This window comes from Methylobacterium sp. Leaf361 (genome assembly GCF_001424445.1).
Lineage (GTDB): Bacteria > Pseudomonadota > Alphaproteobacteria > Rhizobiales > Beijerinckiaceae > Methylobacterium.
Genome location: NZ_LMPY01000024.1, coordinates 12,691 through 38,215, shown reverse-complemented (window position 1 = coordinate 38,215; position 25,525 = coordinate 12,691). Strand labels below are relative to the sequence as shown.

At 68.3% G+C, this 25,525-nt stretch carries 26 protein-coding genes and 2 pseudogenes; 16 read left to right on the top strand and 12 right to left on the bottom strand.

Features of this window, described 5'->3' with window-relative positions:
- Positions 1-206: 206 nt before the first annotated feature.
- Positions 207-926 (bottom strand): SDR family oxidoreductase, encoded by a 720-nt coding sequence (locus ASG32_RS19040; protein WP_056529409.1) that lies wholly within the window; start codon positions 924-926, stop codon positions 207-209.
- Positions 927-1,069: 143 nt separating this feature from the next.
- Here ASG32_RS19040 and ASG32_RS19035 point away from each other — a divergent pair, with 143 nt between their 5' ends.
- Together ASG32_RS19035 and ASG32_RS19030 are read left to right on the top strand one after the other, a co-directional pair.
- Positions 1,070-1,669 carry a TetR/AcrR family transcriptional regulator gene (locus tag ASG32_RS19035; protein ID WP_056529407.1) on the top strand — a complete coding sequence of 200 codons (600 nt, stop codon included), beginning with the start codon at positions 1,070-1,072 and terminating at the stop codon, positions 1,667-1,669.
- 119 nt (positions 1,670-1,788) lie between these two features.
- Positions 1,789-2,232 carry a MarR family winged helix-turn-helix transcriptional regulator gene (locus ASG32_RS19030; protein WP_056529405.1) on the top strand — a complete coding sequence of 148 codons (444 nt, stop codon included), beginning with the start codon at positions 1,789-1,791 and terminating at the stop codon, positions 2,230-2,232.
- A gap of 38 nt (positions 2,233-2,270) precedes the next feature.
- Here ASG32_RS19030 and ASG32_RS19025 read toward each other — a convergent pair whose 3' ends face one another.
- Positions 2,271-3,194, bottom strand: coding sequence for a ketopantoate reductase family protein (locus ASG32_RS19025; protein WP_056529402.1), 924 nt, complete (start codon positions 3,192-3,194; stop codon positions 2,271-2,273).
- Between the two features lie 29 nt (positions 3,195-3,223).
- A complete protein-coding gene (locus ASG32_RS19020; RefSeq protein WP_056529400.1) occupies positions 3,224-3,724 on the bottom strand; it encodes a DUF302 domain-containing protein in 501 nt (166 codons plus the stop codon).
- A gap of 279 nt (positions 3,725-4,003) precedes the next feature.
- Between ASG32_RS19020 and ASG32_RS19015 the strand changes: the two genes are divergently transcribed.
- From ASG32_RS19015 to ASG32_RS18970, 9 genes are all read left to right on the top strand, one after another.
- The gene (locus ASG32_RS19015; RefSeq protein WP_056529397.1) at positions 4,004-5,089 is read left to right on the top strand and encodes an efflux RND transporter periplasmic adaptor subunit; all 1,086 of its coding nucleotides are present in this window, start codon (positions 4,004-4,006) and stop codon (positions 5,087-5,089) included.
- Positions 5,086-8,193 carry an efflux RND transporter permease subunit gene (locus tag ASG32_RS19010; RefSeq protein ID WP_056529394.1) on the top strand — a complete coding sequence of 1,036 codons (3,108 nt, stop codon included), beginning with the start codon at positions 5,086-5,088 and terminating at the stop codon, positions 8,191-8,193. The genes ASG32_RS19015 and ASG32_RS19010 overlap by 4 nt, the downstream gene beginning before the upstream one ends.
- Positions 8,194-8,429: 236 nt before the next feature.
- Entirely contained in the window at positions 8,430-8,972 is a 543-nt protein-coding gene (locus ASG32_RS19005; protein WP_056529391.1) for a TetR family transcriptional regulator, read from the top strand.
- Positions 8,973-9,118: 146 nt separating this feature from the next.
- Positions 9,119-10,441 (top strand): beta-ketoacyl-ACP synthase II, encoded by a 1,323-nt coding sequence (fabF, locus tag ASG32_RS19000; RefSeq protein ID WP_082557952.1) that lies wholly within the window; start codon positions 9,119-9,121, stop codon positions 10,439-10,441.
- Between the two features lie 109 nt (positions 10,442-10,550).
- On the top strand, positions 10,551-11,141 hold the full coding sequence (locus tag ASG32_RS18995) for a PaaI family thioesterase (RefSeq protein ID WP_157862020.1): 591 nt from the start codon (positions 10,551-10,553) through the stop codon (positions 11,139-11,141).
- Positions 11,142-11,174: 33 nt separating this feature from the next.
- A complete protein-coding gene (locus tag ASG32_RS18990) occupies positions 11,175-12,353 on the top strand; it encodes an acetyl-CoA C-acyltransferase (RefSeq protein ID WP_244492046.1) in 1,179 nt (392 codons plus the stop codon).
- A 95-nt stretch (positions 12,354-12,448) separates the two neighbouring features.
- Positions 12,449-13,408: a hypothetical protein gene (locus tag ASG32_RS35175; protein WP_056529383.1), complete on the top strand. Its 960-nt coding sequence runs from the start codon at positions 12,449-12,451 to the stop codon at positions 13,406-13,408.
- A gap of 372 nt (positions 13,409-13,780) precedes the next feature.
- Positions 13,781-14,677 (top strand): alpha/beta hydrolase, encoded by an 897-nt coding sequence (locus ASG32_RS18975; protein ID WP_082557955.1) that lies wholly within the window; start codon positions 13,781-13,783, stop codon positions 14,675-14,677.
- Positions 14,678-14,879: 202 nt separating this feature from the next.
- Positions 14,880-15,371 carry a DUF302 domain-containing protein gene (locus tag ASG32_RS18970; protein ID WP_056529378.1) on the top strand — a complete coding sequence of 164 codons (492 nt, stop codon included), beginning with the start codon at positions 14,880-14,882 and terminating at the stop codon, positions 15,369-15,371.
- Positions 15,372-15,635: 264 nt separating this feature from the next.
- Here ASG32_RS18970 and ASG32_RS18965 read toward each other — a convergent pair whose 3' ends face one another.
- Positions 15,636-15,863, bottom strand: a complete 228-nt coding sequence (locus tag ASG32_RS18965; protein ID WP_056529375.1) for a hypothetical protein — start codon at positions 15,861-15,863, stop codon at positions 15,636-15,638.
- A 151-nt stretch (positions 15,864-16,014) separates the two neighbouring features.
- The gene (locus ASG32_RS34020; protein WP_157862019.1) at positions 16,015-16,326 is read right to left on the bottom strand and encodes a hypothetical protein; all 312 of its coding nucleotides are present in this window, start codon (positions 16,324-16,326) and stop codon (positions 16,015-16,017) included.
- A gap of 232 nt (positions 16,327-16,558) precedes the next feature.
- Here ASG32_RS34020 and ASG32_RS18960 point away from each other — a divergent pair, with 232 nt between their 5' ends.
- A complete protein-coding gene (locus ASG32_RS18960) occupies positions 16,559-17,008 on the top strand; it encodes a MarR family winged helix-turn-helix transcriptional regulator (protein ID WP_244492045.1) in 450 nt (149 codons plus the stop codon).
- A gap of 240 nt (positions 17,009-17,248) precedes the next feature.
- Here the strand turns inward: ASG32_RS18960 and ASG32_RS18955 are convergent, their stop codons facing one another.
- The 3 genes from ASG32_RS18955 to ASG32_RS18945 form a co-directional block, all read right to left on the bottom strand.
- Complete coding sequence (locus ASG32_RS18955; protein WP_056529452.1) at positions 17,249-17,881, bottom strand: class I SAM-dependent methyltransferase; 633 nt, start codon at positions 17,879-17,881, stop codon at positions 17,249-17,251.
- Between the two features lie 112 nt (positions 17,882-17,993).
- The gene (locus tag ASG32_RS18950; RefSeq protein WP_056529369.1) at positions 17,994-18,422 is read right to left on the bottom strand and encodes a nuclear transport factor 2 family protein; all 429 of its coding nucleotides are present in this window, start codon (positions 18,420-18,422) and stop codon (positions 17,994-17,996) included.
- A 32-nt stretch (positions 18,423-18,454) separates the two neighbouring features.
- On the bottom strand, positions 18,455-19,204 hold the full coding sequence (locus tag ASG32_RS18945; protein ID WP_056529365.1) for a glucose 1-dehydrogenase: 750 nt from the start codon (positions 19,202-19,204) through the stop codon (positions 18,455-18,457).
- Positions 19,205-19,483: 279 nt separating this feature from the next.
- Between ASG32_RS18945 and ASG32_RS18940 the strand changes: the two genes are divergently transcribed.
- Positions 19,484-20,380 carry a LysR family transcriptional regulator gene (locus tag ASG32_RS18940; protein ID WP_056529362.1) on the top strand — a complete coding sequence of 299 codons (897 nt, stop codon included), beginning with the start codon at positions 19,484-19,486 and terminating at the stop codon, positions 20,378-20,380.
- A 253-nt stretch (positions 20,381-20,633) separates the two neighbouring features.
- Here the strand turns inward: ASG32_RS18940 and ASG32_RS35170 are convergent, their stop codons facing one another.
- Together ASG32_RS35170 and ASG32_RS35165 are read right to left on the bottom strand one after the other, a co-directional pair.
- Positions 20,634-20,897, bottom strand: a complete 264-nt coding sequence (locus ASG32_RS35170) for a glutathione S-transferase C-terminal domain-containing protein (RefSeq protein WP_244492043.1) — start codon at positions 20,895-20,897, stop codon at positions 20,634-20,636.
- An 18-nt stretch (positions 20,898-20,915) separates the two neighbouring features.
- Entirely contained in the window at positions 20,916-21,332 is a 417-nt protein-coding gene (locus ASG32_RS35165) for a glutathione S-transferase (protein WP_244492041.1), read from the bottom strand.
- 109 nt (positions 21,333-21,441) lie between these two features.
- Here ASG32_RS35165 and ASG32_RS18930 point away from each other — a divergent pair, with 109 nt between their 5' ends.
- A complete protein-coding gene (locus ASG32_RS18930) occupies positions 21,442-22,017 on the top strand; it encodes a TetR/AcrR family transcriptional regulator (RefSeq protein WP_056529361.1) in 576 nt (191 codons plus the stop codon).
- Between the two features lie 216 nt (positions 22,018-22,233).
- Here the strand turns inward: ASG32_RS18930 and ASG32_RS18925 are convergent.
- Both ASG32_RS18925 and ASG32_RS35160 read right to left on the bottom strand, forming a co-directional pair.
- Positions 22,234-23,022: pseudogene (locus tag ASG32_RS18925) on the bottom strand (alpha/beta hydrolase); the annotation flags it as partial.
- Between the two features lies 1 nt (position 23,023).
- Positions 23,024-23,188, bottom strand: a pseudogene (locus tag ASG32_RS35160) (alpha/beta hydrolase); the annotation flags it as partial.
- 129 nt (positions 23,189-23,317) lie between these two features.
- On the opposite strand from ASG32_RS35160, the gene ASG32_RS18920 reads away from it, so the two are divergent.
- Together ASG32_RS18920 and ASG32_RS18915 are read left to right on the top strand one after the other, a co-directional pair.
- Positions 23,318-24,235: a LysR family transcriptional regulator gene (locus ASG32_RS18920; RefSeq protein WP_056529358.1), complete on the top strand. Its 918-nt coding sequence runs from the start codon at positions 23,318-23,320 to the stop codon at positions 24,233-24,235.
- A gap of 264 nt (positions 24,236-24,499) precedes the next feature.
- Complete coding sequence (locus ASG32_RS18915) at positions 24,500-25,480, top strand: alpha/beta hydrolase (protein WP_056529355.1); 981 nt, start codon at positions 24,500-24,502, stop codon at positions 25,478-25,480.
- The last annotated feature ends 45 nt before the right edge of the window (positions 25,481-25,525 follow it).

The following is a 25,525-nucleotide window of genomic DNA, read 5'->3' as shown; positions in this document are numbered from 1 at the left end:
GATACCTCGGCGTACGGCACTCTTTCCGATGCACGCCAGCCCGAATGGTACGGCGGAGCGCAATGAAGCCGGCATGATGTCACCCGCTCGGTCCACGCGCATGCGTGGGCGACGCTGCGGCTGTCCGAGTGAGGGCGGCGACTGTCGCCACCCCCGCCTCGATGCGTCGGGCCCGCAGGCACCGGAAAGCCAAATGACGAGGTCTGTCAGCCACCGGCCTGCAGCGCGGCTTCGAGCTGCGGTCCGGTCTGGGACCAAAGCTGGCCGATCTGCTGCGCCGTGGGGTCCGGGAAGATCGAGGTCTGATCCTCGGCGAGGCCCTGGACGATGTGGGCGGCCGCATGTTCGGGCGACGCCTTCTCCATCGGCATGTCCTTGGCCAAGTCCGTGTCGATGGGGCCGGGATAGATCCCGACGACGGTGACCCCGGACTTCGCCAAGGTGCCTCGTAGCGCTTGGGTCAGCGACTGCAGGGCGGCCTTGGAGGCCGAGTAACCGGCCAGGAGCGGCACGGGCGCAAGGCCGACGACGCTGACGACGTTGGCAATCGTCCCCGATCCACGGCCGGTGAAATGCGGCAGGAAGGCTCGGATGACCCGCATCGTGCCGTAGTAGTTGACGTTCATGTCGGCCTCGACCGCGTCCTGGCTGGTGGCGATCCAGTCGCCGAACGCCATGGTGCCGGCGTTGTTGACGAGGATGTCGAGGTCCCTGGCGGTGCCGGCGGCCGCGGTGACGGATGCGTCGCTGGTCACGTCGAGTTGCAGCGGCACGACCCGGCGGTCGCCGAAGTCGGGCAGGGAAGCCACGCTGCGCGCGGCGGCGTAGACCTTCGCCACGTCCGCCTTGAGGAACTCGCGGACGACGGCCGCACCGATGCCGCGGTTGGCGCCGGTGACCAGGACCACCTTGTTCTGCAGGGACATGATATCTCCTCCGATAGGCGTCGCACGCGGGACCCGTCCCGCGGCGGTGTAAACCGATCTGTTTACATTGGTGTCACGTAAACAGATCGGTTTACCCGGTCAAGGTCGTTCGGTATGGTACGGCGAGGCGAAAAGGGGTGCCGATGGCGGGCGACGCGCGGGGCGAGGAAAAAAAACGGGAGATCGTGCGGCAGGCTTTCGACCGCTTCTACGACGGCGGTTTCCATGCGACCGGCGTCGATGCCGTCCTCTCGGAGAGCGGCATCTCGAAGCGTACGCTATACAAGTATTTCCCGACCAAGGACGACCTCATCGAGGCAGTCCTTGAGCACTACGGACAATTCATCGTCGGGAAGCTTTTCGATCCCGTGGCGGCTTCGAACGACCAGCCGCGCCAGCAGATCATGGCCTTCTTCGATGCCCGCAGGGCGATGATCGACGAGAACCCGACGCGCGGCTGCCTGGGCATCAAGGCGGCCCAGGAGTTCGTCGGCAAGCACCCCGGATTGGCCGCGCACGGGAAGCATGCGGCGCTTTACGTCGAGCGACGCTTCGTCGACCTCTGCGAGCGGGCCGGGCTCTCAAGGCCGGCCGAGGTGGGCAAGCAGATCAACGTGCTGTTCCAGGGAGCCCTGCTGCTCTCGCAGGTTTACGGCGACGGTTCACCGTTCGTGTCCGCCAAGCATGCGGTCGCCGCGCTCCTGAAGGCAGCCGAAGAGCCTACTTCCTCGGATCGCCAGTGAGGCCATTGCTCTCCGCTCGAACATGAGCGGACCTTGATTCCCTCGTTGCGAACAGGGGCAATTGCCGCCATCTCGATGCCGGCAATGGGCCGTGGACGCCAAGGGAGCGAGAAGCACATATGGACGACCTGCCACCGGAGGCCTGCAGTTGCTCCGCCGTGAGGCAGGCCGCCCGGCACCTGACGCGTCTCTATGACGGCGTGCTGGCTCCAATTGGCCTCGGCCTCAACCAGTATTCCATCCTGGCCAAGGTCGACCGCCACGGCGAGCCGTCGGTCCAGCAACTCGCCGCGCTTCTGGTCATGGATCGCTCGACCCTCGGCCATCTCCTGCGACCACTGGACAGGCGCGGACTTCTGACCGTCCGGCAATCGGCGAGCGATGGCCGAAGACGGGTCGTGGCGCTCACGCCGGAGGGAAGCGCGCTCCTCGCTTTGGCCAAGCCACTCTGGAAGTCCGCCGAGGAAGGCTTCCAGGCCAGCTTCGGGCAGGATGAGGCAGCCGGTCTCAAAAACCTGATGCGCCAGGTCACCACGACCGATCTTCCCGGTACGGCCCGTTAGGCGTGCCTTCGCCGGATAACAGGCAGGGTCGGTTCGTCTCAGGCGTTTCCGAGCCTGTTCTGGAAGACCGAGAGATGCGTGTAGGCGGCGGCGAGCAGCGGCGTCTCGATGCCGGCGCCAGCCGCGGCGCGGACGAGGTCGCCGATGATATTCTCGACCTCGACCTGGCGTCCATTGAGGAGGTCTCGGTACATCGAGGACGTCAGGGGCGAGCCCTTGGCGGTCAGTTGATCGCGCGTCGCAGTCAGGAAAGCCTCCGAGGGGCCTGTGCCGATGGCCCGGACGGTCGCCACGGCCTCGTCCAGGACAGCGAGCGCGAAGGCCGGACCGCCGGGCGCGGCCTCGATTTCCCCGATGGGCCCGCGCATCAGGCAGGTCACGGCGCCGATGGTGGCCAGGAGGATCCACTTCTCCCACATCTCGCGCCGGATCTCGCGGGACAGGCGTGGCTGGAATCCGCCCGCCCGGATCAGCTCGTGCAGCGCCTGGATGCGTCGCGTCGTGCCGCCGTCAAGCTCCCCGTAGGCGAGATCCTGAAGTGGGCTGAGGTGCACCACGCGCCCCTCGTCGTCGAGCATGGTCGCGATCTTGAGGGCGCAACCGACCAAGTTCCCGGCCGAGAAGCGCCTAGCCAGGATCTCCATGTGCCGCATGCCGTTCAGCACTGGTAGGATCATTGTGTCCGGCCCGACGGCCGGACCGAGGTCGTCGAGCGCCGCATCGAGCTGGAAGCCCTTCACCGATAAGAGGACGACGTCGAAGGTTTCGTCCAGGGTGTCGGCTGTCACGAGTTGCGGCTCGACGGTCGCGTCGCCGAGCGGGCTGACGATCCTGAGGCCGTCGCGTCGCAGCCGTTCGGCGCGGCCCCGTCGAACGAGGAAGGTCACGTCCTGGCCCTCTTGGGCGAGCCGGCCCCCGATGTAACCGCCGGTCGATCCGGCCCCCACGACGAGCAGGCGCATGGCGTTCTCCTGTTTGAGCGAGGACGGGTTCACGCCGTGGTGCCGGTCACCTGTTCCGCGAGGGCGGCAAGCTTGGCATCGAGGCCTCGCGCCGCGGCGAGGCACGCCTCATCCGCGATGTTGCCCATCAGCGTGGAAGGCACGTCGTACGCGAGGCGCGTCGTGGCGGAGGCCTCATCCCGGTAGATGACGAGCCGGACGGGAACGTTGAGGCCGGCCCGGATGTCATGGCGCAGCATCGTGATGGCGATGAGCGGGTTGCCCAGGGTGTACATCACCACCTTGGCGTCTTGTCCGTAGAGCTTGAGCCAGTCTCCGTGGTCGAGCGTGAGGAAGCGGGTGAAGCCGCTCGGTCCAAGATGCTTCTCGACCCGGCTCCGGAACTCGCCCTCGTCATGCGCACCACCTGGAAGGGCCAGCCAGCCGACCTCCTCGATTGACCCCACAGCGTCCTCGAAGGCGGCGACGACCGTCTCGAACGACTGCGTTACGACGTGCTCGACGTGTTGGACACGCAATTCCTGGATCATCTTCGTTCGTCCGTGATCATGCGTCCGGGCAACCACCCGTCGAAACCAATATGTGCAATTGCCCCTATTCGACAAGCCAATCCCGTGCGGCCTGTATCGTTTAGGCCATTCCACGACATCCGGGGAGGTGTCCGACCGGCCCGCCTGCCGACATCGTGCGCTTCGGCACCCCTGGCCGGGACATCCGAACAGCGGCGGCATTGACGTCCGTCCCAGATCAAAATAAATGTCGACCATAATGATTGTTGCGGTCGAAAATGGCCGCAGAGGAGCGGTGTGATGGACCCCAGGGCTCTCCTTGTTCTGACCCCGCTGGCTTTGGCAGCCTGCTCGCCGGCCGAGACCGCAGTGCCCCCGGAGCCGCCGCTGGTGCAGACGGTCGCGGTCGCGCCGGCGGCGGCTGGCATCGCGCGCTACACCGGCGTCATCCGCGCCCGGACCGAGAGCAACCTCGGTTTCCGGGTCGGCGGCAAGATCTACGAGCGCCTCGTCGACCCGGGGGATCACGTCCGGCTCGGTCAGCCGCTGATGCGCCTCGACCGGACGGACTTCACCCTGGCGCTCAACGCGGCGCGGGCCTCGGTCGAGGCGGCCCGGGCACAGATGATCAAGGCCAAGGCCGACGATGAGCGCAGCCGCAAGCTCGTCGGCGACGGCTGGACCTCAAAGCAGACCTACGACCAGAACAAGGCCGCCGCGGACGCCGCCGTCGCCCAGTTCGCCAACGCGGAGGCGCAGGCGAGCCAAGTGGCGAACCAAGCCGGCTATTCCGAGCTCCAGGCCGATGCCGACGGCGTTGTGATGGAGGTCCCGACCGAGCCGGGCCAGGTCGTCGCCGCCGGCCAGACCGTCGTCAAGCTCGCCCGCGACGGTGCCCGCGAAGCGGAGGTGTTCCTGCCGGAGGGCAGCAGGCAGCTCGCGAAGGGCTCAGCATCTGCGACCCTCTACGCCGAGGGCGAGACCACCTACCCGGCCAAGCTACGGGAACTCTCCGCCACCGCCGATCCGGCCACACGGACCTATCGCGCCCGCTACATCCTCTCTGGCGGAGGCGAGACCGCGCCGCTCGGGGCGACCGTGACGCTCCGGCTCAAGCCGCTGGATGCACAGCGCACGGCATCGGTCGACGTACCCCTCGGGGCCCTGTTCGACCTCGGGCGAGGCTCGGCGGTCTGGAAGTTCGACGCCGACACCAAGACGGTCACCGCCCAGGCGGTCTCCGTCGCCCGCATGTCCGAGGAAAGCGCCCAGGTCGTAGCGGGCCTCAGCCCGGGCGACCGCATCGTGTCGCTCGGCGCCCACCTCCTGAAGGCCGGCCAAGCGGTCCGGCAGGCCCCCGCGAGCCTGACGGGAGTCGCCCAATGACCGGCTTCAATCTCTCCGCCCTGGCGGTCCGCGAGCGCGCCGTCACGCTCTTTCTGATCATCGCGGTGACCGCCGCCGGATTCTTCGCCTTCCAGAAGCTCGGCCGCGCCGAGGATCCGGCCTTCACCGTCAAGACCATGTCGGTCTCGGCCGCGTGGCCCGGCGCGACCACCTCGGAGATTCAGCGGCAGGTCGCCGACCCGCTGGAAAAGCGCCTGCAGGAACTCGTCTACTACGACCGCGTCGAGACCACGGTCCGTCCCGGGCTCATGCTGATGAAGGTCTACTTCAAGGACAGCATGCCGCCGGCGAAGCTGCAGGAGCAGTTCTACCAAGCGCGCAAGAAGCTGTCCGACCAGGCCTCCACCCTGCCACGGGGCGTGATGGGGCCGCTGTTCAACGACGAGTTCTCGGACGTCTATTTCGCCCTCTACGCCCTCCAGGCGCAGGGCCTGCCGCACCGGCACCTCGTGCTTCGCGCCGAGGACCTGCGCCAGCGGCTGCTGCGCGTTCCTGGAGTCGAGAAGATCAACATCCTCGGCGAGCAGGCCCAGAAGATCTTCGTCGAGATCTCCTATCAGCGCCTGGCGACGCTCGGCATCACGGGCCAGCAGTTGCTCGCGGCGCTGGCCAACCAGAACGACGTGACGCCGGCCGGCTTCGTCGAGACCGCCGGCCCGCGCGTTTACCTCCGACTCGACGGCGCCATCGACGGCCTCGACGCGATCCGCAACCTGCCGGTGGCGGTCGGCGACCGCAGCCTCAAGCTCGGCGACATCGCCGACGTGAAGCGCGGCTACGAGGACCCGAAGGTCTTCGAGATCCGCAACGACGGCGAGCCGGCGCTGATGCTCGGCCTCGTGATGAAGCCGGGCTTCAACGGCCTGGCGCTCGGCGAGGCGCTCAACGCCGAGGAGGTGACGATCCACCACGAACTGCCGACCGGCATCACGTTCGCGAAGATCACCGACCAGGCGAAGGTCATCGAGGACGCCATCCACGAGTTCATGGTCAAGTTCTTCACCGCCCTGTCGGTGGTCATCGTGGTCAGCCTCGTGGCGCTGGGCTTCCGGGTCGGCATCGTCGTCGCGCTCGCGGTCCCGATCACGCTCGCCGCCGTGTTCGTGGTCATGATGCTCACCGGGCGCGACTTCGACCGCATCACGCTCGGCGCCCTGATCATCTCGCTCGGCCTGCTCGTGGACGATGCCATCATCGCCATCGAGATGATGGTCGTGCGCATGGAGGAGGGCTACGACCGCGTCGAGGCCGCGACCCATGCCTGGAGCGCCACCGCCGCGCCGATGCTCACCGGCACGCTCGTCACCATCGCGGGCTTCCTGCCGGTCGGCTTCGCCGCCTCCACGGCGGGCGAGTACGCCGGCAACATCTTCTGGGTAGTCGGCTTCTCGCTGATCATCTCGTGGATCGTGGCGGTGACCTTCACGCCGTACCTCGGCGTCAAGCTCCTGCCCAACATCAAGAAGGTCGAGGGCGGCCACGAGGCGATCTACGCCACGAAGAACTACGAGCGCCTGCGCCGCGTGGTCCGGGGCTCCGTCGACCACAAATGGCTGGCCGCCGGGATCACCGTGATGCTGTTCGCGGCGGCCGTCGTCGGCATGGGCAAGGTCGAGAAGCAATTCTTTCCGAACTCGGAGCGCCCGGAACTGATCGTCGAGGTGACGCTGCCCACCGGCTCCGCCTTCGCCACCACCGAGGCGAGCGTGAAGAAGGTCGAGGCGGCCGTCCGGGGGCTCCCCGAGGCGCGCGAGATCACGAGCTACATCGGCCAGGGCATGCCGCGCTTCGTGCTTTCGTTCGACCCCGAACTGCCGGATCCCGCCTTCGCGCAGATCGTCGTCCAGAGCTCCGACGCCGCGTCCCGCGACGCGCTCCGCATCAAGCTGCGCAAGCTCGTCGCCGACGGGCTGTTCCCGGAAGCGCGGGTGCGCGTCCTGCAAATCGTATTCGGCCCGCCGATCCGCTTCCCCGTCGCCTTCCGCGTGATGGGACCCGATCCCGACGTCATCCGCGGCATCGCTGATCAAGTCCGAGACGTCATGATGGCGAACCCCAACATGCGCCTCGTCCACCTCGACTGGGGCGACAAGACCCCGAGCCAGCACCTCGTCCTCGACCAGGAGCGCCTGCGGCTGATCGGCCTGACGCCCAAGGAGGCCGGCCTGCAACTGCAGAGCTATCTCAACGGCACGCCGGCCACGCAAGTCCGCGAGAACCTGCGCTCGGTCGACGTGCTCCTGCGCAGCCCCGGCCCGGAGCGGCGCTCGCTCGGCGACATCGGCGACCTGACCCTGACCACCCATGACGGGCGCCAGGTGCCGGTCTCGCAGGTGGCGCACCTGGAGAGCCGCACCGAGGACGCGGTGCTCAAGCGCTACAACCGCGAGACGTACATCCGCGTGCAGGGCGACGTGCTCGACGGGAAGCAGCCGCCGGACATCCACGCGCAAATCTTCCCCGAGCTCGACGCGATCAAGGCGAAGCTTCCGCCCGGCTACCGCATCGACACGGCCGGCGCAGTGGAGGAGAGCGCGAAGGCGATGAACGCGCTGGTCGCGGTCTTCCCGCTGATGCTGATCGTGACGCTGACGGTCATCATGCTGCAGGTGCGCTCGTTCACCACCATGTTCATGGTGTTCGCAACCGCGCCGCTCGGCCTCGTGGGCGCCGTCCCGACGCTGCTGGTCTTTCACCAGCCCTTCGGCTTCAACGCCATCCTCGGCCTGATCGCGCTGTCGGGCATCCTGATGCGCAACACCCTGATCCTGGTGGACCAGATCCACCACGACCGCGCGGCGGGCCTGTCGGACTACGAGGCCATCGTCGAATCGACGGTGCGGCGCGCGCGTCCCGTGATCCTCACGGCGGCGGCGGCGATGCTGGCCTTCATCCCGCTGACGCATTCGGTGTTCTGGGGCGCGCTGGCCTACGTCCTCATCGGCGGCGTCGGCGTGGGCACCCTCCTGACGCTGCTGTTCCTGCCTGCCCTCTACGCCCTCTGGTTCCGGGTCAACCGGGCGCCCGTCGAAACCGGCGTCGCGTCTGGATCCGACGCGATGCCGGTTCAGGCGCAGCGTTGATCCAGGGACACGGACCGATGTCCCGGTGACGGGGCATTCCGGGATCGCGCGTTCGTCGGCCGAACGCGCGGTGCACCGGCCGGCCTGCGACCAAGCCCCCCTACGCAGGCCGGCCGGTTGTCGTGCCGGGTTCGCTTCGCCTTTCTCGGCAGCAGCGGGCCACCGCACGAGGGACGACCCTTCTTAGATGACGTTTCGCATCTATATTGGACTGAAGAACGCCGGAGGATCAAGCAATGCCCAGGGTCTCGCAGGAACAGGCCAAGCTCAACCGCCGACGCGTCGTCGAGGCCGCCGCGTTGCTGTTCCGGGAGCGCGGCATCAATGGCGTCGGCGTGGCCGACATCATGGCGTCCGCCGGTCTCACCCATGGGGGGTTCTACGGCCAGTTCGCCAACAAGGAAGCGCTTACCGCCGAGGCGTTCGATACCGCGCTGGACGAGGACAACCGCGGGACCGTCGACACCATCATCGCCAACTATCTCTCCCTCGGGCACGTCCGGGCACCCGGCATGGGCTGTCCGCTCGCCGCGCTGGCGAACGACGTCGCGCGGGAGCCGCGGGGCGGCCCCGTCCGTGCGCGTTTCACCCAGGGGGTCGAGCGCATGTCCTCCATCCTCGCCGGCCTGACGCCCAAGGCAGCCAAGGAGCGCCGCAGGCAACGGTCCCTGGCGACTCTGTCGACGCTCGTCGGTGCCGTCGTCCTGGCGCGGGCCGTCGACGACGAGGCGTTGGCGACCGAGCTCATCGAGGCGGCGCGGACTTCGGTCTCGGCATGACATCCACGGGACCGGGCCGACCGTGCCGGCTCACGCCTGACGGCGGCGCGTCCCTGACGGCCTGAAGGAATGCCGGTGCCCGGCCTCTGTCGGGACCTGCCTGTGCCGTGCGCCGCTACGCGCACGATCTCGGCGAGAGGATATCCATGCGCGAGCGGATCGTGGTCACCGGTATGGGCGTCGTGTCCCCCCTCGGATGCAGCGTCGAGGGCATGTGGCGCAGGCTCGTCGCATCCGGGTCCGGCCTGCGGCGCCTGCCGGACGACCTGGTCCCCGACATCGACGCGAAGGTCGCCGGGCTCGTGCCGTCCCGTGACGAGGACCCGGATGGGTTCGATCCGGACGCCCTTATCCCGGTGAAGGACCGCCGCAAGATGGACCGTTTCATCCAGTTCACGCTGGCGGCGGCGGACCAGGCGCTCCGACAGTCCGGCTGGACACCGTCCAGCGAGTCGGAACGCATCCGCACCGCGACCGTCGTGGCGTCAGGCATCGGTGGTTTCCAGAGCATCGCCGACGCGGTGGAGACCGTACGCACCCGCGGCGCGCAGCGCCTGTCTCCCTTCACCGTGCCGTCCTTCCTGGTCAACCTGGCCGCCGGCCACGTCTCCATCCGGTACGGCTTCAAGGGGCCGCTCGGCGCGCCCGTCACCGCCTGCGCCGCGAGCGTCCAGGCCATCGGGGACGGAATGCGCCTCATCCGCGGCGGCGAGGCGGACGTCGTCGTCTGCGGCGGCGCGGAAGCCTGCGTCACCCGGGTCGCGCTCGGCGGCTTCGCCGCGGCCCGCAGCCTCTCGACGGCCTACAACGACACGCCCGAGGCCGCCTCCCGTCCCTTCGACCGAAGCCGCGACGGCTTCGTCATGGGCGAGGGTGCCGGCATCCTCGTGCTGGAGACCTTGGACCATGCACGGGCGCGCGGTGCCGTCCCGCTGGCCGAACTGGTCGGGTACGGCACCAGCGCGGACGCCTACCACCTCACCGCCGGCCCGCCGGACGGGAGCGGCGCCCGGCAGGCGATCACCACGGCCCTGGCGATGGCGGGGCTCGAACCCGCCGCCATCGGCTACGTGAACGCGCACGCGACCGCGACCTCGGTCGGTGATGCGGGCGAACTGGCGGCGCTCAGGTCCGTCTTCGGCGAAGGCGGCCCGGCGATTTCCTCGACCAAGTCAGCGACCGGGCATCTCCTCGGCGCGGCCGGCGGCCTGGAGGCCATCATCACGGTGCAGGCGCTGCGCGAGGGCATGCTCCCGCCCACGCTCAACCTGACGGACCCAGACGAGGCCGCCGACGGCCTGGACCTGATCGGTCCGACGGCGCGGCGGACAACCGTGGACTACGCACTCTCGAACGGCTTCGGATTTGGGGGCGTGAACGCGAGCATCGTCCTGAGACGGATGCCCATCGGCCGAGGGACCACGCTCCCGAAAGAAAGTCATCCGCGGATGAACCGACACGGCGGTTGACGCGCCGCCATTGCCATAATAGATGTTGGTCATAATATTTATTGTGGCGCGACTGCCCCGGATGGGTCCGACCACGTCACCTCAGGCACGGCACTGGAGTTCGCACCCCATGGACGATCTCAAGCCAGACGCTGACGCAAATGCGCTCGAAGCCGACATGCCCCCGGACGCGCCAAAAACCCGCGGCGGCACCGGCCGCCTCGGAGGTGGAGGGCCAGGACTGACCCTGCTCCGCGCCATGGCCACGGGGGAGATCCTGCCACCGTCCCCGATGAGCCTGCTCGGCATCGAATTCGTATCGGTCGCCGAGGGCAACGCGAGGCTGCGCCGACGGCCCGTCGATTATCTCTACGAGCCCTTCGGGCCGGCCCATGGCACCACCGTTGCCGCCCTATTCGACTTGGCGCTCGGATCCGCGTTCCAGTCCGTCCTGCCGGACCGTCGGACCTACACCACGCTGGACACCCGGATCAGCTACCTGCGTCCCGTTAAGGCCACGACGGGCGAATTGACAGTAACAGCCAAGATCATCGACGTCGGAGAGCAGCGGATGATCGCTGAAGCGCATCTCGACGATGCCGAGGGGCAGACCTGCGCCAAGGCGACGATGACCTGCCTCATCGTCGACACGCCCGACACCAGCGTCCCAGCTAAGCCAGACCGAAGCTGGGATGTGTCCGACTGGTACAAGATCTGTTGACGCCACGCTTTCGACGGACATGGAGGCCTGACCATGCGTGACATCGTCCTCTGCAATCCCGTGCGGACCGCTATCGGCGCCTATGGCGGGAGCCTGAAAGGCGTCGCCGCGACCGAACTCGGCGCGACCGCGATCCGCGAGACCATACGCCGTTCGGGGCTGGACGGTGGTAGGCTCGGAAGCGTGACGATGGGCAACGTCGTCCAGGCCGGGAACCGCATGAACCCGGCCCGCCAGGCCGCTGTGAACGGGGGCATCCCTGTCTCGGTGCCGGCCCTCACGGTGAACCGGGTTTGCGGCTCCGGCGCCCAGGCCATCGCGACGGCCACCGACGAGATCCGGCTCGGCCACCACGATGTCGCGCTCGCGGGCGGCATGGAGAACATGGACCGGGCGCCGTACCTGATGGAGGGCGGTCGCTGGGGCCATCGCATGGGCCATGCCCAGATCCTCGACAGCATGCTGAGCGACGGGCTGAACGACGCCTTCTCGGGCGAGCATTCCGGGTGGCACACCGAGGACCTGGCGACGCGCGCCCAGATAGGCCGCGAGGCCCAGGATGCCTGGGCGGCCCGCTCCCAGGCGCGGTTCGAGAAAGCCCAGTCCGCCGGTGCGTTCGACGCCGAGATCGTCGCCGTCGAGGTCAAGGGTCGCAAGGGCGTGGAGACCTTCGCCCTCGACGAGGCGCCGCGGCCGGAGACCACAATCGACACGTTGTCGAGGCTGAGGCCCGCCTTCCGCAAGGACGGGACGATCACGGCTGGAAACGCGCCGGGCCTGAACTCCGGTGCGGCGGCGATGCTCGTGGCCGAGCGCGGCTTTGCCGACGCCAACGGCCTGGAGGCGTTCGGACGGCTCGTGGCCTACGGCATCGGGGCCTGCGAGCCGGGCCTGTTCGGACTGGGGCCGGTGCCCGCCGTCCGCCAGGCGCTGGAGCGTGCCGGGTGGTCGCTCGGCGACGTGGAGCGCGTCGAGATCAACGAGGCGTTCGCGGTCGTGCCCCTGGCGGTCGCCAAGGAACTCGGCCTGCCGGAGGACATCATCAACGTCGAGGGTGGCGCCATCGCACACGGCCATCCCATCGGCGCTACCGGCGCGGTCCTGACGACCCGCCTGCTCCACTCCATGCGTCGCGACGGCATCCGGCGCGGCCTGGTCACCCTCTGCATCGGCGGGGGACAGGGCATCGCGCTCGCGGTCGAGGCCGCCTGACTGGCCTACTCCGGACTGCGCCTGGTCTCACCGGCTTCTGCGAAGCGCCCTGGACCCGAACCGCCCCGCCACCCGGCGAACGAAGAGGTCGTTCCATGTTACGCATTCGGACGGTTCGGCACGCGCTGGGGATCCCGGCGCTGTCGCTGGCGATTGCCTGGGCGGCCTTGCCCGCGTCTGCCGCCGATGGGCCGACGGCAATACGGCTGCCGGACACCGCCCGTTTCCCGGAGAGCGTGACGTCCCTCGCCGACGGCACGCTTTTCGTCAGCAGCATCGCCGACGGGGGTATCCTGAGGATCGCGGGCGGCGTGGCGACGGCTACGCCTTTCCTGAAACCCGGTGAACACGGCACGCGGTCGACGTTCGGGCTGCTGGCCGACGAACGGCGCGGCACCCTGTGGGTCGCGTCGAATGACGCCACGGCCATCGGCGCGCCCGGGCCAACCGCTACCGAAGGCGGGTGGGTCAAGGCTTTCGATCTTGCGTCGGGAGACCTTAAGCTGAGCGTCCGGCTGCCCGGCGGAAAGGCCCTGGCGAACGACTTTGCCCTGGACGGGGACGGCGCGCTCTACGTCACCGACACGCTGGCGCCGCGTATCCTGAGGCTCAAGCCGGGCGCCGCGACGTTCGAGGTCTTCGTCGAGGACGACGCCCTTAAGAACGGGCTCGACGGCATTGCATTCGGGGCCGACCGGAACCTCTACGTGAACACATTCCTGGGCGGGGAGATGTTCCGCATCGGCGTGACGAACGGCGCCGCCGGCCCGGTCACCCGGCTCGGAACGACGCGGGCCCTGAAGTTTCCGGACGGGCTGCGCATGTTCCGTGACGGCTTCGTGATGGTCGAGGGCAGCGGCGCCTTGAGCCGCGTCACGGTCTCGGGCGACCAGGCGCGGATCGAACCCATCGCGCAGTTCGCCGGCCCGACGGGCGTGACGGTCGTGGGCCACAGAATCTGGGTCGCCGAGGGCCAGCTCTCGCTGCTTTCCGCGGCATCCAAGGACGGCCGGGAAGCACCGAGCTTCAACCTGCGCTCCGCCGACGTCGAGTAGGCGACGCCCGGTAACCTGGAGGCGTCGCGTGTTCCGGCCGCCCCGTAGCCCGCAGTCGACAAGCGAGGACATGGCCATGATCGGGTCCACGGTTCAGAAACTGCGCTCTCCGGCTACGTGGCGAAGCCTTTGGGAAAGGCTCGCGGCGATGGAGGCCGCCCTGGCCACGACCGAGGCCGAGATCCACGACCGACGCATCTCACGGCTCGAAGCGGAGATGGCCGAGTTGCGCGCACGGACCGGCCTTCCGCCTCTCGCCGACCGGTCGAGAGCGGCGGAGCCGTCCTGCCCACCCTGAGCGGCACCGGAGGCCGGGCTCTCAACGAGCGCGGGATGGTCGCGAAGATCTGGTTGCCGAAGGGAGGCGTAGTGATGTCGCAAGTAACGCTCGACACCGTCGAGGATGACGCCCGGAAGTACACGCGCCGCTGGCTCCACGCGGGTGACATCGCCTACGCCACGCTGAAGGGCGGGACCCGGATGCGCTACGTCAGGTCCGGAGAAGGGCCGGATCTCGTCCTGACGCACACCGTGCGCACGCAGCTGGACATCTTCCAGTTCGTGATTCCCCTGCTGTCGCGGCACTTCACCGTCTACGCCCTCGACCTGCCGGGTTTCGGTTGGTCGGACCTGCTGCCGGAGCGGCCGAAGGATGAGCCGACGCTCCGGGCGCAGCTCAAGGAATTCCTGCAGGTCCTCGGTCTCCGCCGGCCGATCCTGGCCGGCGAGTCGATAGGTGCCACGCTGTCCCTCTCGCTGGCGGCGGAACTCGGGGACGGGGTGGAACGCGTCGTGGCCTTCAACACCTACGACTACCTGCCCGGTCTGGAACGGGCCAACCTGCTCGCGTCCATCATCGTCAAGAGCGTGCGTGCTCCCCTGATAGGCCCGGTCTTCGCGGCCACCGAGAACCGTTCGATCACCGGCGGCATCCTCAAGGGCGGCTTCGCCGACCCGCGGAAGCTGCCCGACGACCTGCTCGACGAGATCTCGCGGGTGGGCATGCGTCGCGATTACGGGAAGGGCATGCGACGGCTCCTGAAGGCGCTCCCGAGCTTCGTCGCGGCCCGTTCGCGTTACGGCGCCATCAAGGCCCCCGTCACGCTCGTCTGGGGTGATCGCGACTGGTCTTCCCGCGAGGACCGCGCCGGCGTCGAACGGAGCGTGCCTGCGCCGAAGGTCATCACCCTCGCAAACACTGGCCATTTCAGCGCGCTTGAGCGTCCTCAGGACTGGGCGAACGTCGTCGTCTCGGCCACGACGAACTGAACGTAGGAAGCCCGATATGTCCGATGCGACCATGGTCTCGCGGCATTCCCGGCACTGGCGGCCGTCGAATGCCGCGGGGCGGATCCCACGAGCGGCCAGCGGCCCGTCCCGCCGAACCGTGTTGTTCGGGAGCGGAGCCCTCGTGCTCGCCGGTAACGCCGCACACGGCGCCGGGCATTCCCAGGGAGGAGCAGGAGTCCCGATGAAGAACCCCGAGATATCGTCCGTTCCCGTCACGACCGAACACGTCACGATCCGTTCAGCGAAGCCGTTCGAGGCGGTGCGGGCGGCCTTGGAGGCCGCGGTGCCCCTCATCGACAATGCCTACGTTCAGCTCCTGGCTGCTGGAAAGGTGGATGCGGCCCGCGACCTTCTATGGAAGCAGGCACCCCTCTCGATCTTCGGTACGCGAAACCATGGCCAGTTGCTGCAGGTCGCCGGACTGCAACGCCGGGCAATCCAGTACGACATCGGCAACCCGCTCACGGCCTCCGAGATGACGCGCCACGTCCTCTCGTCCGCGCTCTACGCCCCGATCAGGGTGCTCCTGAGCGAGGACCACGACGGACGCGCCGTCTTCGAGTACGACCGGCCGAAGACCAGTTTCGGTCAGTTCGGCGACAAGGACGTCGATGCGGTGGCGGGCGAGCTCGACGGACGCCTGCGGGAGGCGCTTGTGGCTGCGTCCACCTGAGACGTGACGCGTCCTGGGAGCATCGGGCCACACGATGGGCTCCGACGGTTCCTGGACGCGCGGCGCGCGCGGCGTCCGTGGCGCGATCCGGGACCGTCGGTCGTGACGTGTCCCGGGCCGGCCAGTCCACGACGCGACCGGCTCGCGGCCGGAGCCCGCGACAAAGGCTTGGCGGGCCGCTCCCTTCCGGTGCGCCCTCAGCGATGATTCACGCGTCGGTGCGGGTTCGAGGGCCCTCGCCAACCGGAGGCCGAGGCTTTCGCTTCAACGGTCCGCCACGCTGCCGGCCACGGCGACGACGGGCCGGGACGCGCCGGCGGGCGGTACCAAGGACGGCGTGGTGGTCAAGTCCGAGGCCGGATGCACCGACGCTGTGATGCGGGCCTGCTCGCGATAGATCGGCGGCGTGACGTTGATGCGGTCATCCGCCGTTGCCGCGCCCACCATGATCACGGTCGCGAAGGCGGAGAGAACGAGCGAACGCATGTTCATGACGTCATTCCTTCGGGATGCGTAGGGATTGAGCCCCGGTTCAGTCGCCGTATGACTTGCCGAATGCCGAGATTGGGACGAATGCCATCGACGCACTCTTCGATGACATTGGTCTTGCTTGCGGTGACCGGTAATTTTCGGCCGAGATGCTTCAGTAATTCGGGGCGTCGAGCCACGAGCCCCAGACATTGATTCTGCGGGGAGCCTGCCGGTCGACTGTGGTCGCGTTCGTGACAGACCCCGCCAAGCCAGAGGCGTAGGACTGACCGGGTGAGACGGAGGCTTTGGCCTCGGCGCTTCTGCCGCGGTGCGCCGCGAAGGGGACGCCTGGACGCGAGCCCGGCACGTTGAAGGTGTGTCCCCAGGCCTCGAAGGTCTGTGCCTGCTGGGCCAGGGCCGGAGCTGCGATGGTCGCCAGGCTGGTGGCGAGGGCTGCGGCGGCGAAAGCGGATCGAACGGTCATGATGGGTCTCCTTCTCAAGTGAGCGTCGGAAGCTGCGTGGTCCGTGCAGACCGGCCCCTCGGCGTGCTGCGATTACGTTGATATAAACTCTTTATGGCGGGCCGCCGTGCGCCGCCGCACATGAGTTGATATCAACATTTATCTCGTGCTCGGTCCGTTTTCGGCCTCGGGGATTGCGGGTCGCGCAGATGCCCCTCATATCGTTGGTATCAACTATTCTCGGGAGCTTCACGTGGCATCCGGCGCCGAAATGACCTCGACCATCGCCGCGTCCGTCGAGCAAACCTGCTTCAGCTTCGCGGCCCAGCGGGCGGCCCGCGCCATCGGCCGCCGCTATGACGCGGCCCTGCGTCCGACGGGACTGTCGAACTGGCAATTCACGTTGATGATGATGCTCATCCGCGACGAGGCACCGACCATAGGCACCCTGGCGCACAACCTGGCGATGGACCGGACGACCGTCACCGCCAACCTTAAGCCCTTGGAGAACCGTGGGCTCCTCGCGATCCAGCCCGATGCCGATGACCGGCGTGTCAGGCGCGTCATTCCCACGGACGAAGGGCGGGCGCTCCTGTCACGGGCGTACCCCCTCTGGGAGAAAGCCCAGGCGGCCTGCGCGGGCCAGCTCGGCAAGGCCGGCCAGAAGGCCTTCCGTTCCGCTGTAGACGCGCTGTCGACGTAAGCCGGCCCGGCCGCGCGACTCGTCCAGCTGATCCAAAGTGCCCAGACCGGTGCAGCCTTGTCCCGAAAGGCAACAGGCCATCAGCAAATCCCTGAGCGTCCGCTTTCTGCGGTTTCGGGTCCGAAAGCGGAACAGCAAAAGATCACCCAGCTCAGTCATTCATCAGATCTGTTGATCTGCTCCGAAGCGGACACGCCCAAGGTGCCTGCGGGACATCGGGAGGTGGACCGGCCAAGCCATTTAGATTTTCATGAACCGGTAGGCGAAACGATCCGTCCGCCCCTTGATCGACGGATCGAACACCTTGATCGAGTGCGGATCCTCCTCGTTTGCGAGCAAGGTGCTCGCGGCTTCCAGCACGAAGCCGGCCGCCTCGACCTCCTCGCGGACCAACGCAGGATCGATCCGGTGGAGGGTTTGGGCGTCGCTCGTGCCCGACCCGGCGGCGGCGGCGTGGTCGACGACGACGTAACGCCCGCCCGGCCTCAGAAGGTCATGGACGGCCCCGTTGAAGGCGGCCGCCGTCGCGCCCTTGCCCTGGATCAGCGCGGTGTGGAGATCGTGGTAGAACAGGTGGAGCCACAAGACGTCCGCGGGCTGCGTGACCTCCGCCAACGCGACGAGGTCCGCGGTGACGGCGTCGACGTTTTCCCGGCTCGGCTCACCCGCCAGCGTCCGCATGAGGCCGACAGGGTCGTTCTTGAAGTGCGCGACCTCGGCCGGCACGAAGCTGTAGACCCGGCCTTCGGGTCCGACGACGTCCGAGAGGACGCGGGTCCAGTCACCGCCCCCTGGGTAGACGTCGATGACCGTGGCGCCCGCGTCGACGCGCGCGAACCGGACCAGTTCGGATTGCGTGGCTTGGTCGTACATCGGGATCTCCTTCAGGTCGGACATGCGACGAGCGCGCGGCGTCGAGACGTCGAGACGTCGCTCCGCGGCGCGCGCTGTGTTGGGGCAAGCCTCGTGAGGCTTGCCCTACGGCTCAGGACCCGGTGGATGAGGGCGCCGGGGCCGTCTCCGTCTCGGCGGCCCGCGTCAAGGCCTGGGTGTCGACATACTCCCGGACGCGGGTGAGCTTGCCGTCCCGGACCGTGATGGCGAAGACCCAATCATCCTCGAACGGCTTGTCCGTGGCCTTCACCTTCCCCCTGGCGAAGCCGACGACCAGCACCCGGTCGCCCTGGGCGACGAACTCCCGGGGTTCCGTCGACGTTTCCAGCGAGCCGGACGCCGTCTCCAGCAGCCGCGCCAGGCCCGCGCGCCCGCGGTACGTTCCCGCCAGCGGCCAGTCCTTGCCCGGGACGATCCACTCGATGTCCTCGGCGACCAGCGCCAGCAGCGCCTCCCCGTCGCCCCTTTCCATAGCGGCGAAGAAGTCCTTCACCGTCCGGACGTTCTGCTCGGTGCTCATGATGGCTTACCCCGATCCGGTACGGTGCGAGGTCAGACCTGGGCCATGCCGCCGTCGACGGCGAGATCCACGCCGGTGACGAAGGAGCTTTCGTCCGAGGCGAGGAACAGGACGGCGGCCGCGACCTCCTCGGGCTTGCCCCGGCGGCCGAGCGGGACCTGCGAGGCGAAACTGGCGACCGCCTGCTCCACCTGCTCGGCGGTGAGGCCCACCTTCTCCAGGGCCGGAGTCTCGATGGGGCCGGGACTCATGGAATTTACGCGGATCCTTCGATCCTTCAGCTCCACCGTCCAGCCGCGGGCGAAGCAGCGCACGGCCGCCTTGGCGGCGGCGTAGGCCGTGAAGGCCATGTCTCCCCGGACGTTCGCGACCGAGGAGGTCAGGATGATCGAGCCCCCGTCCCTGAACAGGGGAAGGGACTTCTGAACGGTGAAGAACGTCCCCTTCGCGTTCAGGTCGAAGGTCTTGTCGAAGTGGGCCTCGGTGGCCGCCGCGAGTGGTGCGAGCTCACCCCAGCCGGCGTTCGCGAAAAGCACGTCGATGTGGCCGTGCTTCTCCTTCACGACCGCGTAGAGCCGGTCCAGGTCCTCCAGCCGGGTGACGTCGCCCACGACCGTCGTGACGTTGTCCCGGATCGAGGCCGCCGCCTCCTGCAACTCCTTCTCCCGCCGCCCGGTGATCACGACGTGGGCGCCCTCCTCGATGAAGCGCTTGGCCGTGGCCAATCCGATCCCGCTGTTTCCGCCGGTGATGACCGCGACCTTGCCTTCGAGCCTCTTCATGACTGCCATTGCGGTGCTCCGTTCCTGACACTGGGGATGTCCCCGAGAGCCCCGAGATGCATCCGTCGCCGCCGGATGTTGAGTACGAAGGTGCGCACAAGGGTGGTGCGAAATCGATCCACCCGGCGCGGAAGCCGGATGGCGCAGACGGGTGGCGCCGGCTAGAACCAGCAGACCATAGCCTCTTCAACACATCGCTCTTGATGATGCCGAAGCGTTGGCGTCCGGGACGTCAGCACACGAGCCCTAGAAGGGGTGCCCCCGGTGACAGGACGCACCATGATCGACTGGGACGACGTCCGCTATTTCCTGGCCGTGGCGCGCGCCGGCTCGGTGCGGGCGGCCGCCCAACGCCTCGGCGTGAACCACGCGACCGTGCTTCGGCGCGTCGGCCAGCTTGAGGAACGGCTCGGCGTGCAGATGTTCGAGAAGCTGCCGTCAGGCTACCGCATCACGGGCGCGGGCGAGGAGGTCCTCGAACTCGCGGACCGGATGGAGGCGACCTCGAACCTGCTGGAGGGCCGCGTCTTCGGACGGGACCAGGGCGTGCGCGGGCTCCTGCGGGTGACGCTCGCGCCGTTCCTCTCGACCCACCTCCTTATGCCCGACCTCGCCGAATTCGCGCGCCTGCATCCGGACATCGAGATGGACATCTCGTCGTCCGGCGAGTTGGCGAACCTGACGAACCGGGAAGCCGACGTCGCGATCCGGGTCGTCTACGACCGCAAGAGCCTGCCGCTCAATCTCCACGGCCTGAAGGGGCCCGACCTGTTCGGGGGCGTCTACGTCTCCCGCGACTGCATCGCCGCGCGGAGTGCAGGCGCGTCCGAACCCATACGCTGGATCGTCATCAGCGCCCATGGGGTCCCGGACTGGGCCGGCGAGGGCGAAGTTCGCGTCGCCGAGGTCCCGATCAGGGTCACGGATGCCGGGTCCCAGATCGCGGCGGTCCGGCAAGGGCTCGGGATCACGACGCTGCCGTGTTTCGTCGGGGATGCCGACCCCCTCCTTGTCAGGGTGCCGGGGACCGACCTGCACATGTACGGGACGCTCTGGCTCCTCACCCAGGGGGAAGCGCGGAAGACGAAGCGCGTGCGGCTGTTCAACGATTTCCTGGTCCGCAGGCTTGTGGCCCACGCTCCCCTGCTCGCCGGTTTGAGCCCGGCTAGCGACTGACGCGCGGCGGACTCCTGGCGGTAGCTATGGCCGAGAAGCGGACGCTCTGACCGTCGGAGGGCGCTGGCAAGCCGGCGCAGCGGCGACGTCCGCTTCCACGCATGCTTCCCGGTCAGCGGACCAGCGGCTTCCGCCCGAGCCGGTCGTAGGGACCTTCGCTGTCGCATCCCCGAAGCAGCCATCGCAGAGCGCCACTCGAAGTCGGTCCGAGCGGTAGTGCGGTCGGGCGGTTGCCAGCCCGACCGCGGAACGCTCACGTGCGATTGTCGATCTCCGGCACACCGCTGCTACGGTCGGCATACGCGGCGACGAAGGCCGGCCGAGCCTGCCAGCGCCGCCAGAAGGCATCGAGATGTTCGAACCGCTCGTCGAGCGGGGTGGCGTTGACGGGGAACTTGGAGAACGCAATCGCCGTCGCCAACGTGATGTCGGAGAACGTCGGCTGATCGCCACCCAGCAGCCAATCGCGCCCGTCCGCGAGATGCCGGTCCACGAGACCGGCATGCGCCAGCGCCACCTTGCGGGAATGCTCGCCCTAGGCCGGGTTGCTGGTCAGTTCGAGCTTCGGGCCCAATCCCTGGTGCAGGACGTGGAAGGCGGTGACGATGGGATAGAGGACGTGAACCCACACGCGGTTGTCCCACATCTGATCGAGACCGCGCTCGTGCGCCGTCGCCCCCATGATCTTGCGGCCCTCGAACGTGTCGTCGAGGTAGCGGGCGATGGCGGAGGTCTCGCTGAGGTAGGAGCCATCCGCGAGCGCGAGGGTCGGCGTCTCGCCCCACGGGTTCATCTTCAGGTGCCGCCAGCCCCGCTGCTCGCCCACCGGCGACATGTCGTAGACCGTCTCGTCGAAGCGGTCGGCGATGCCCTTCTCGTGCATGAAGATCCGCAGGCGCTGCGGGTTCGGGAACGCCGAGGGGGAGGTGAAGAGCTTGAGCTTGTCGGCCATCGTCGTCTCGCTTTCCTGGCTGCCTGTCTGTCAGATGACAGGTATCAAGCTATGGCGAGGATCTTGTGCCGTCGACCCCTGTCTGTCATATGACAGACGGAGGTTGGACATGGCAGCGACATCGAAGGGGAACGTGAGGGAGGCCATCCTCTTGGCCGCCAGGGAGGCGGCGATGGCCTATGGCTACGGCGGCCTCAACTTCCGCGACCTCGCGGAGATCGTCGGCATCAAGGCGGCCAGCATCACCTACCACTTCGCCACCAAGGCCCACCTCGGCGAGGCGGTCGCCCAGCGCTACTGGGAAGACATCGCCCGCGATCTCGAAGCCATCTCGACGAATGCCCGAAACCCGGCCGAGGCGTTGCAGCGGTACCCGAGCATCTTCCGGCTATCCCTGGAGCGCGACAATCGGATGTGCCTGAGCAGCTTCATGGCGACGGAACGTGACGAGTTGCCTGAGCCGGTGCTGAAGGAGGTCCAAGCGTTCGCCGACGTGAACACCGCTTGGCTCCGCGAGCATTTGGTCGCCGCCGAACTCGCCTCGCCGGCCGAGGGTGAGTCGAGGGCCCGCGCCATCTATGCCGCCGTCGCCGGGGCGCAGATCATCGCCCGCAGCCGAGCGGATGTGAAACTGTTCGACGAGTTGATCGAGAGCTACCGCCGAATGGGCTTGCTCCCGAGCTAGCGAAGTTTGTCATCTGGATGGGCGACGACAAGGACAGGAACGACGAAGCACCCCAGCCGACCGAGGATCTCGGCCTGCCCACCCCGCCGAGCCTCGGCCGGGTGCTGCCTCGCATCTGCCCCCGCCACCGCCCAATGACGCTCCTGCTGATGGACCGCCGCCTGTCGGGCAACCGTGAACGGCGGTCATCCGCAGTGCAGGAGCGCGGACCGGGGCTCAGGATCGCAGAAAGCCCGCGATGGCCCCGGCGATCTCGCCGGCATGCGTCTCCAGGGCGAAGTGCCCCGTGTCGAGGAAGCGGACCTGGGCGTCCGGGATGTCGCGGCGGAACGCCTCCGCGCCGGCCGGCAGGAAGAATGGGTCGTTCCGGCCCCAGATCGCCAGCAGCCGCGGCCGATGCGTGCGGAAGTAGGCCTGGAATTCCGGATAGAGCGCCACGTTGCTGGCGTAGTCGCCGAACAGGTCAAGCTGGATCTCGTCGCCCCCCGGACGCTGGATGTACCACGCGTCGAGGGCGCTGCCGTCCGGCGAGACCAACGACGTGTCCGGCACGCCGTGCTCGTACTGCCAGCGGATCGAGGCGGGCGTCAGAAGTTCGCGCAGCGCCTGCCTATTGGCGTCGCTCCGGTCGCGCCAGTAACGCTGGATCGGGTTCCAACCTTCGCTCAGCCCTTCCTCGTAGGCGTTTCCGTTCTGCGAGACGATGGCGGTCACCCGCTCCGGATGCGCCATGGCGACCCGGAAGCCGGTGGGGGCACCGTAGTCGAAGACGTAGAGACCGTAGGTCTTCAGCCCGATGACCTCGGTGAAGCGCCCGACGACCTTCGCCAGCGCGTCGAAGGTGTAGGCGAAGGCGTCGCGCGGCTTGATCTCCGACAGGCCGAAGCCCGGCAGGTCGGGGGCGACGAGGTGGAAGCGGTCGGCCAGCAGCGGGATCAGGTCGCGGAACATGTGGCCGGACGAGGGGAAGCCGTGCAGCAGCAGGAGCGCCGGCTTCGCCGGGTCNGAGGTGGAAGCGGTCGGCCAGCAGCGGGATCAGGTCGCGGAACATGTGGCCGGACGAGGGGAAGCCGTGCAGCAGCAGGAGCGCCGGCTTCGCCGGGTCTCCCGCTTCCCGGTAGAAGACGTTGAGGCCGTCGACGTCGACGGTGCGGTAGGCGGTCTGGGTCATCGCTTGTCCTCCTGTGCCGGCAATGCGGCCCGTGCCGCACGCCGTCGGTGAGGCATGGATACCGCCTTGCGATTTTCGGTATAATCAGGCTTATCCGAGAGTGACCGTTGCCGAAAACGAGAGGATGAAATGGACCGGCTGGAGGCCATGACCCTGCTGGTCGCCGCCGTGGAGGCCGGGAGTCTGTCGGCCGCCGGACGCAAGCTCGGCATCCCCCTGCCCAGCGTGAGCCGCAAGATCGCGGACCTGGAAGCCCACCTCGGCGCAAGGCTCCTCGTGCGCACCACCCGCAAGCTCACCCCGACCGACGCGGGGGCCGCCTACGTAGAGGCGTGCCGACGCCTGCTTAACGAGGTCGAAGAGACCGAGCGGGCGGTGAAGGGCGAGTACACCGAGCCCCGCGGTGAACTGACGATGACGGCCCCGCTGGTCTTCGGGCGGCTGCACGTCCTGCCGGTGGTCTCGGCGTTCCTGTCCCGGTTCCCCGACATCACCGTGCGCCTCGTCCTCACCGACAGAGCCCTGGACCTCGTGGAGGATCACGTGGACCTGGCGGTCCGCATCTCGCACCTGCCGGACAGCGACCTGGTGACGGCGCGGCTTGGCACGGTCACGCGCGTGGTCTGCGGCAGTCCCGACTTCCTCGCCGCCCACGGGACGCCCCGAACCCTGTCGGACCTCGCCGACATCCCGTGCGTGACCTTCAGCGACCTAGCCGCCGGCCCGGCCTGGCGCTTCGCCACGCCCGACAGGAAGGCAGTGCAGGTGGTCCGGGTGCGCTCCCGCCTCCAGGTCAACACGGCCGAGGCGGCGCTCGACGCGGCGGCGGCCGGCGTCGGGCTCACGCAGGTCCTGTCATACCAGGCGGCACCCCTCGTTTCCGCCGGGCGCCAAGTCCTCGTGCTGCGGTCGTTCGAGCTCGACCCCGTCCCGGTCAGCGTCGTCCATGTCGGGCACGGACGCCTGCCGCTGAAGCTTCGGGCGTTCCTCGATTTCGCGACGCCCCGCATCCGCGCGTCCCTGAGCGGCGCCGTCCAACCCGCCTGAACGCCGGCGCACCCGTCGGCTTGGGACGACCGTCCGCCGGGTGAGGAGAGGCCGGCCACATCAGGGAGGCCGGGCCACCCACCTCTCGGAATCCGTAAGGAGAGTTCATTGTGATCCCACTGTCCGGTCCCGAGCCTGGAAGCCGCGGCACGGTCGGGGGATCGCGGCGACGGCGCGTACACCTCTCCCCGCCATGCGCAACATCCGCGGTCGCGAGGCGAGCCATCCGGACGTTCCCCGGCCCGCATGGATGCGAGTGGAGCAATGAGACAGGACACGGCATTCCAAGAGGGGCCTGCCCGGGCGACGCGGCGGAGCATTCTCGCTGGCAGCGTCATGGCGGCCGGCCTAGGCCAGGTCGGCGCCGACGCGGCGGAAACGCGGCCCGCCGGGCTCGCAGAGGTCCGCCACGGCACGGTCCGGGCCGACGGCGTGGACGTCTTCTATCGCGAGGCCGGCCGGGCCGACGCCCCGGTGTTCCTGCTGCTGCACGGCTTCGCGAATTCGTCCTTTTACTTCCGCCATCTCATGCCGACCCTTGCGGACCGGTTCCGCCTGATCGCGCCGGACCTGCCGTCGTTCGGCTTCACGGTTGTCCCGGACGACCGCGGCTACGTCTACGACTTCACGTCGCTGTCGCGAACAATCGAGGCCTTCGTCGACGCCCTCGGCCTCCGACGCTACCTCCTCTACACCTTCGACTACGGGGCTCCGGTGGGATGGGACCTGGCCCTCGCCCATCCCGACCGCATCGCTGGCATCGTGTCCCAGAACGGCAACGCCTACCTTGAGGGTCTCGGCGAGGCGGCCTGGGCACCGCTCCGGGCCTACTGGGCGAAGCCGAACGAGGCCGCCGTGGAGGCCATCCGCGCCCGCATGACCCTCGACGGGGTCAAGGCGCCGTACGTCCATGGCGTCCCCGACCCGTCCGTCATCGAGCCCGAGGCATACACGCTCGACGCCGCCATCCTGGCCCGGCCCGGCAACGCCGACCGCCAAGTCGCGCTCAAGCTCGACTACAAGCGCAACTTGGAACGCTACCCGCTGGTCCAGGCCTTCTTCCGCGAGCGCCGCCCGAAGCTCCTCGCGATTTGGGGCCGCAACGACCCGTTCTTCATCCCGCCCGGAGCCGAAGCGTTCAAGCGCGACATCCCGAACGCACGGGTGCGCTTCCTCGACACCGGCCACTTCGCACTGGAAACGAACGTGGACGACATCGCCCGGGAGATCCGGGCCTACTTCTGAGCCTCCGGCGCGCCGGGCCATCCTCGCGGGCCCGGCACGCCGTGG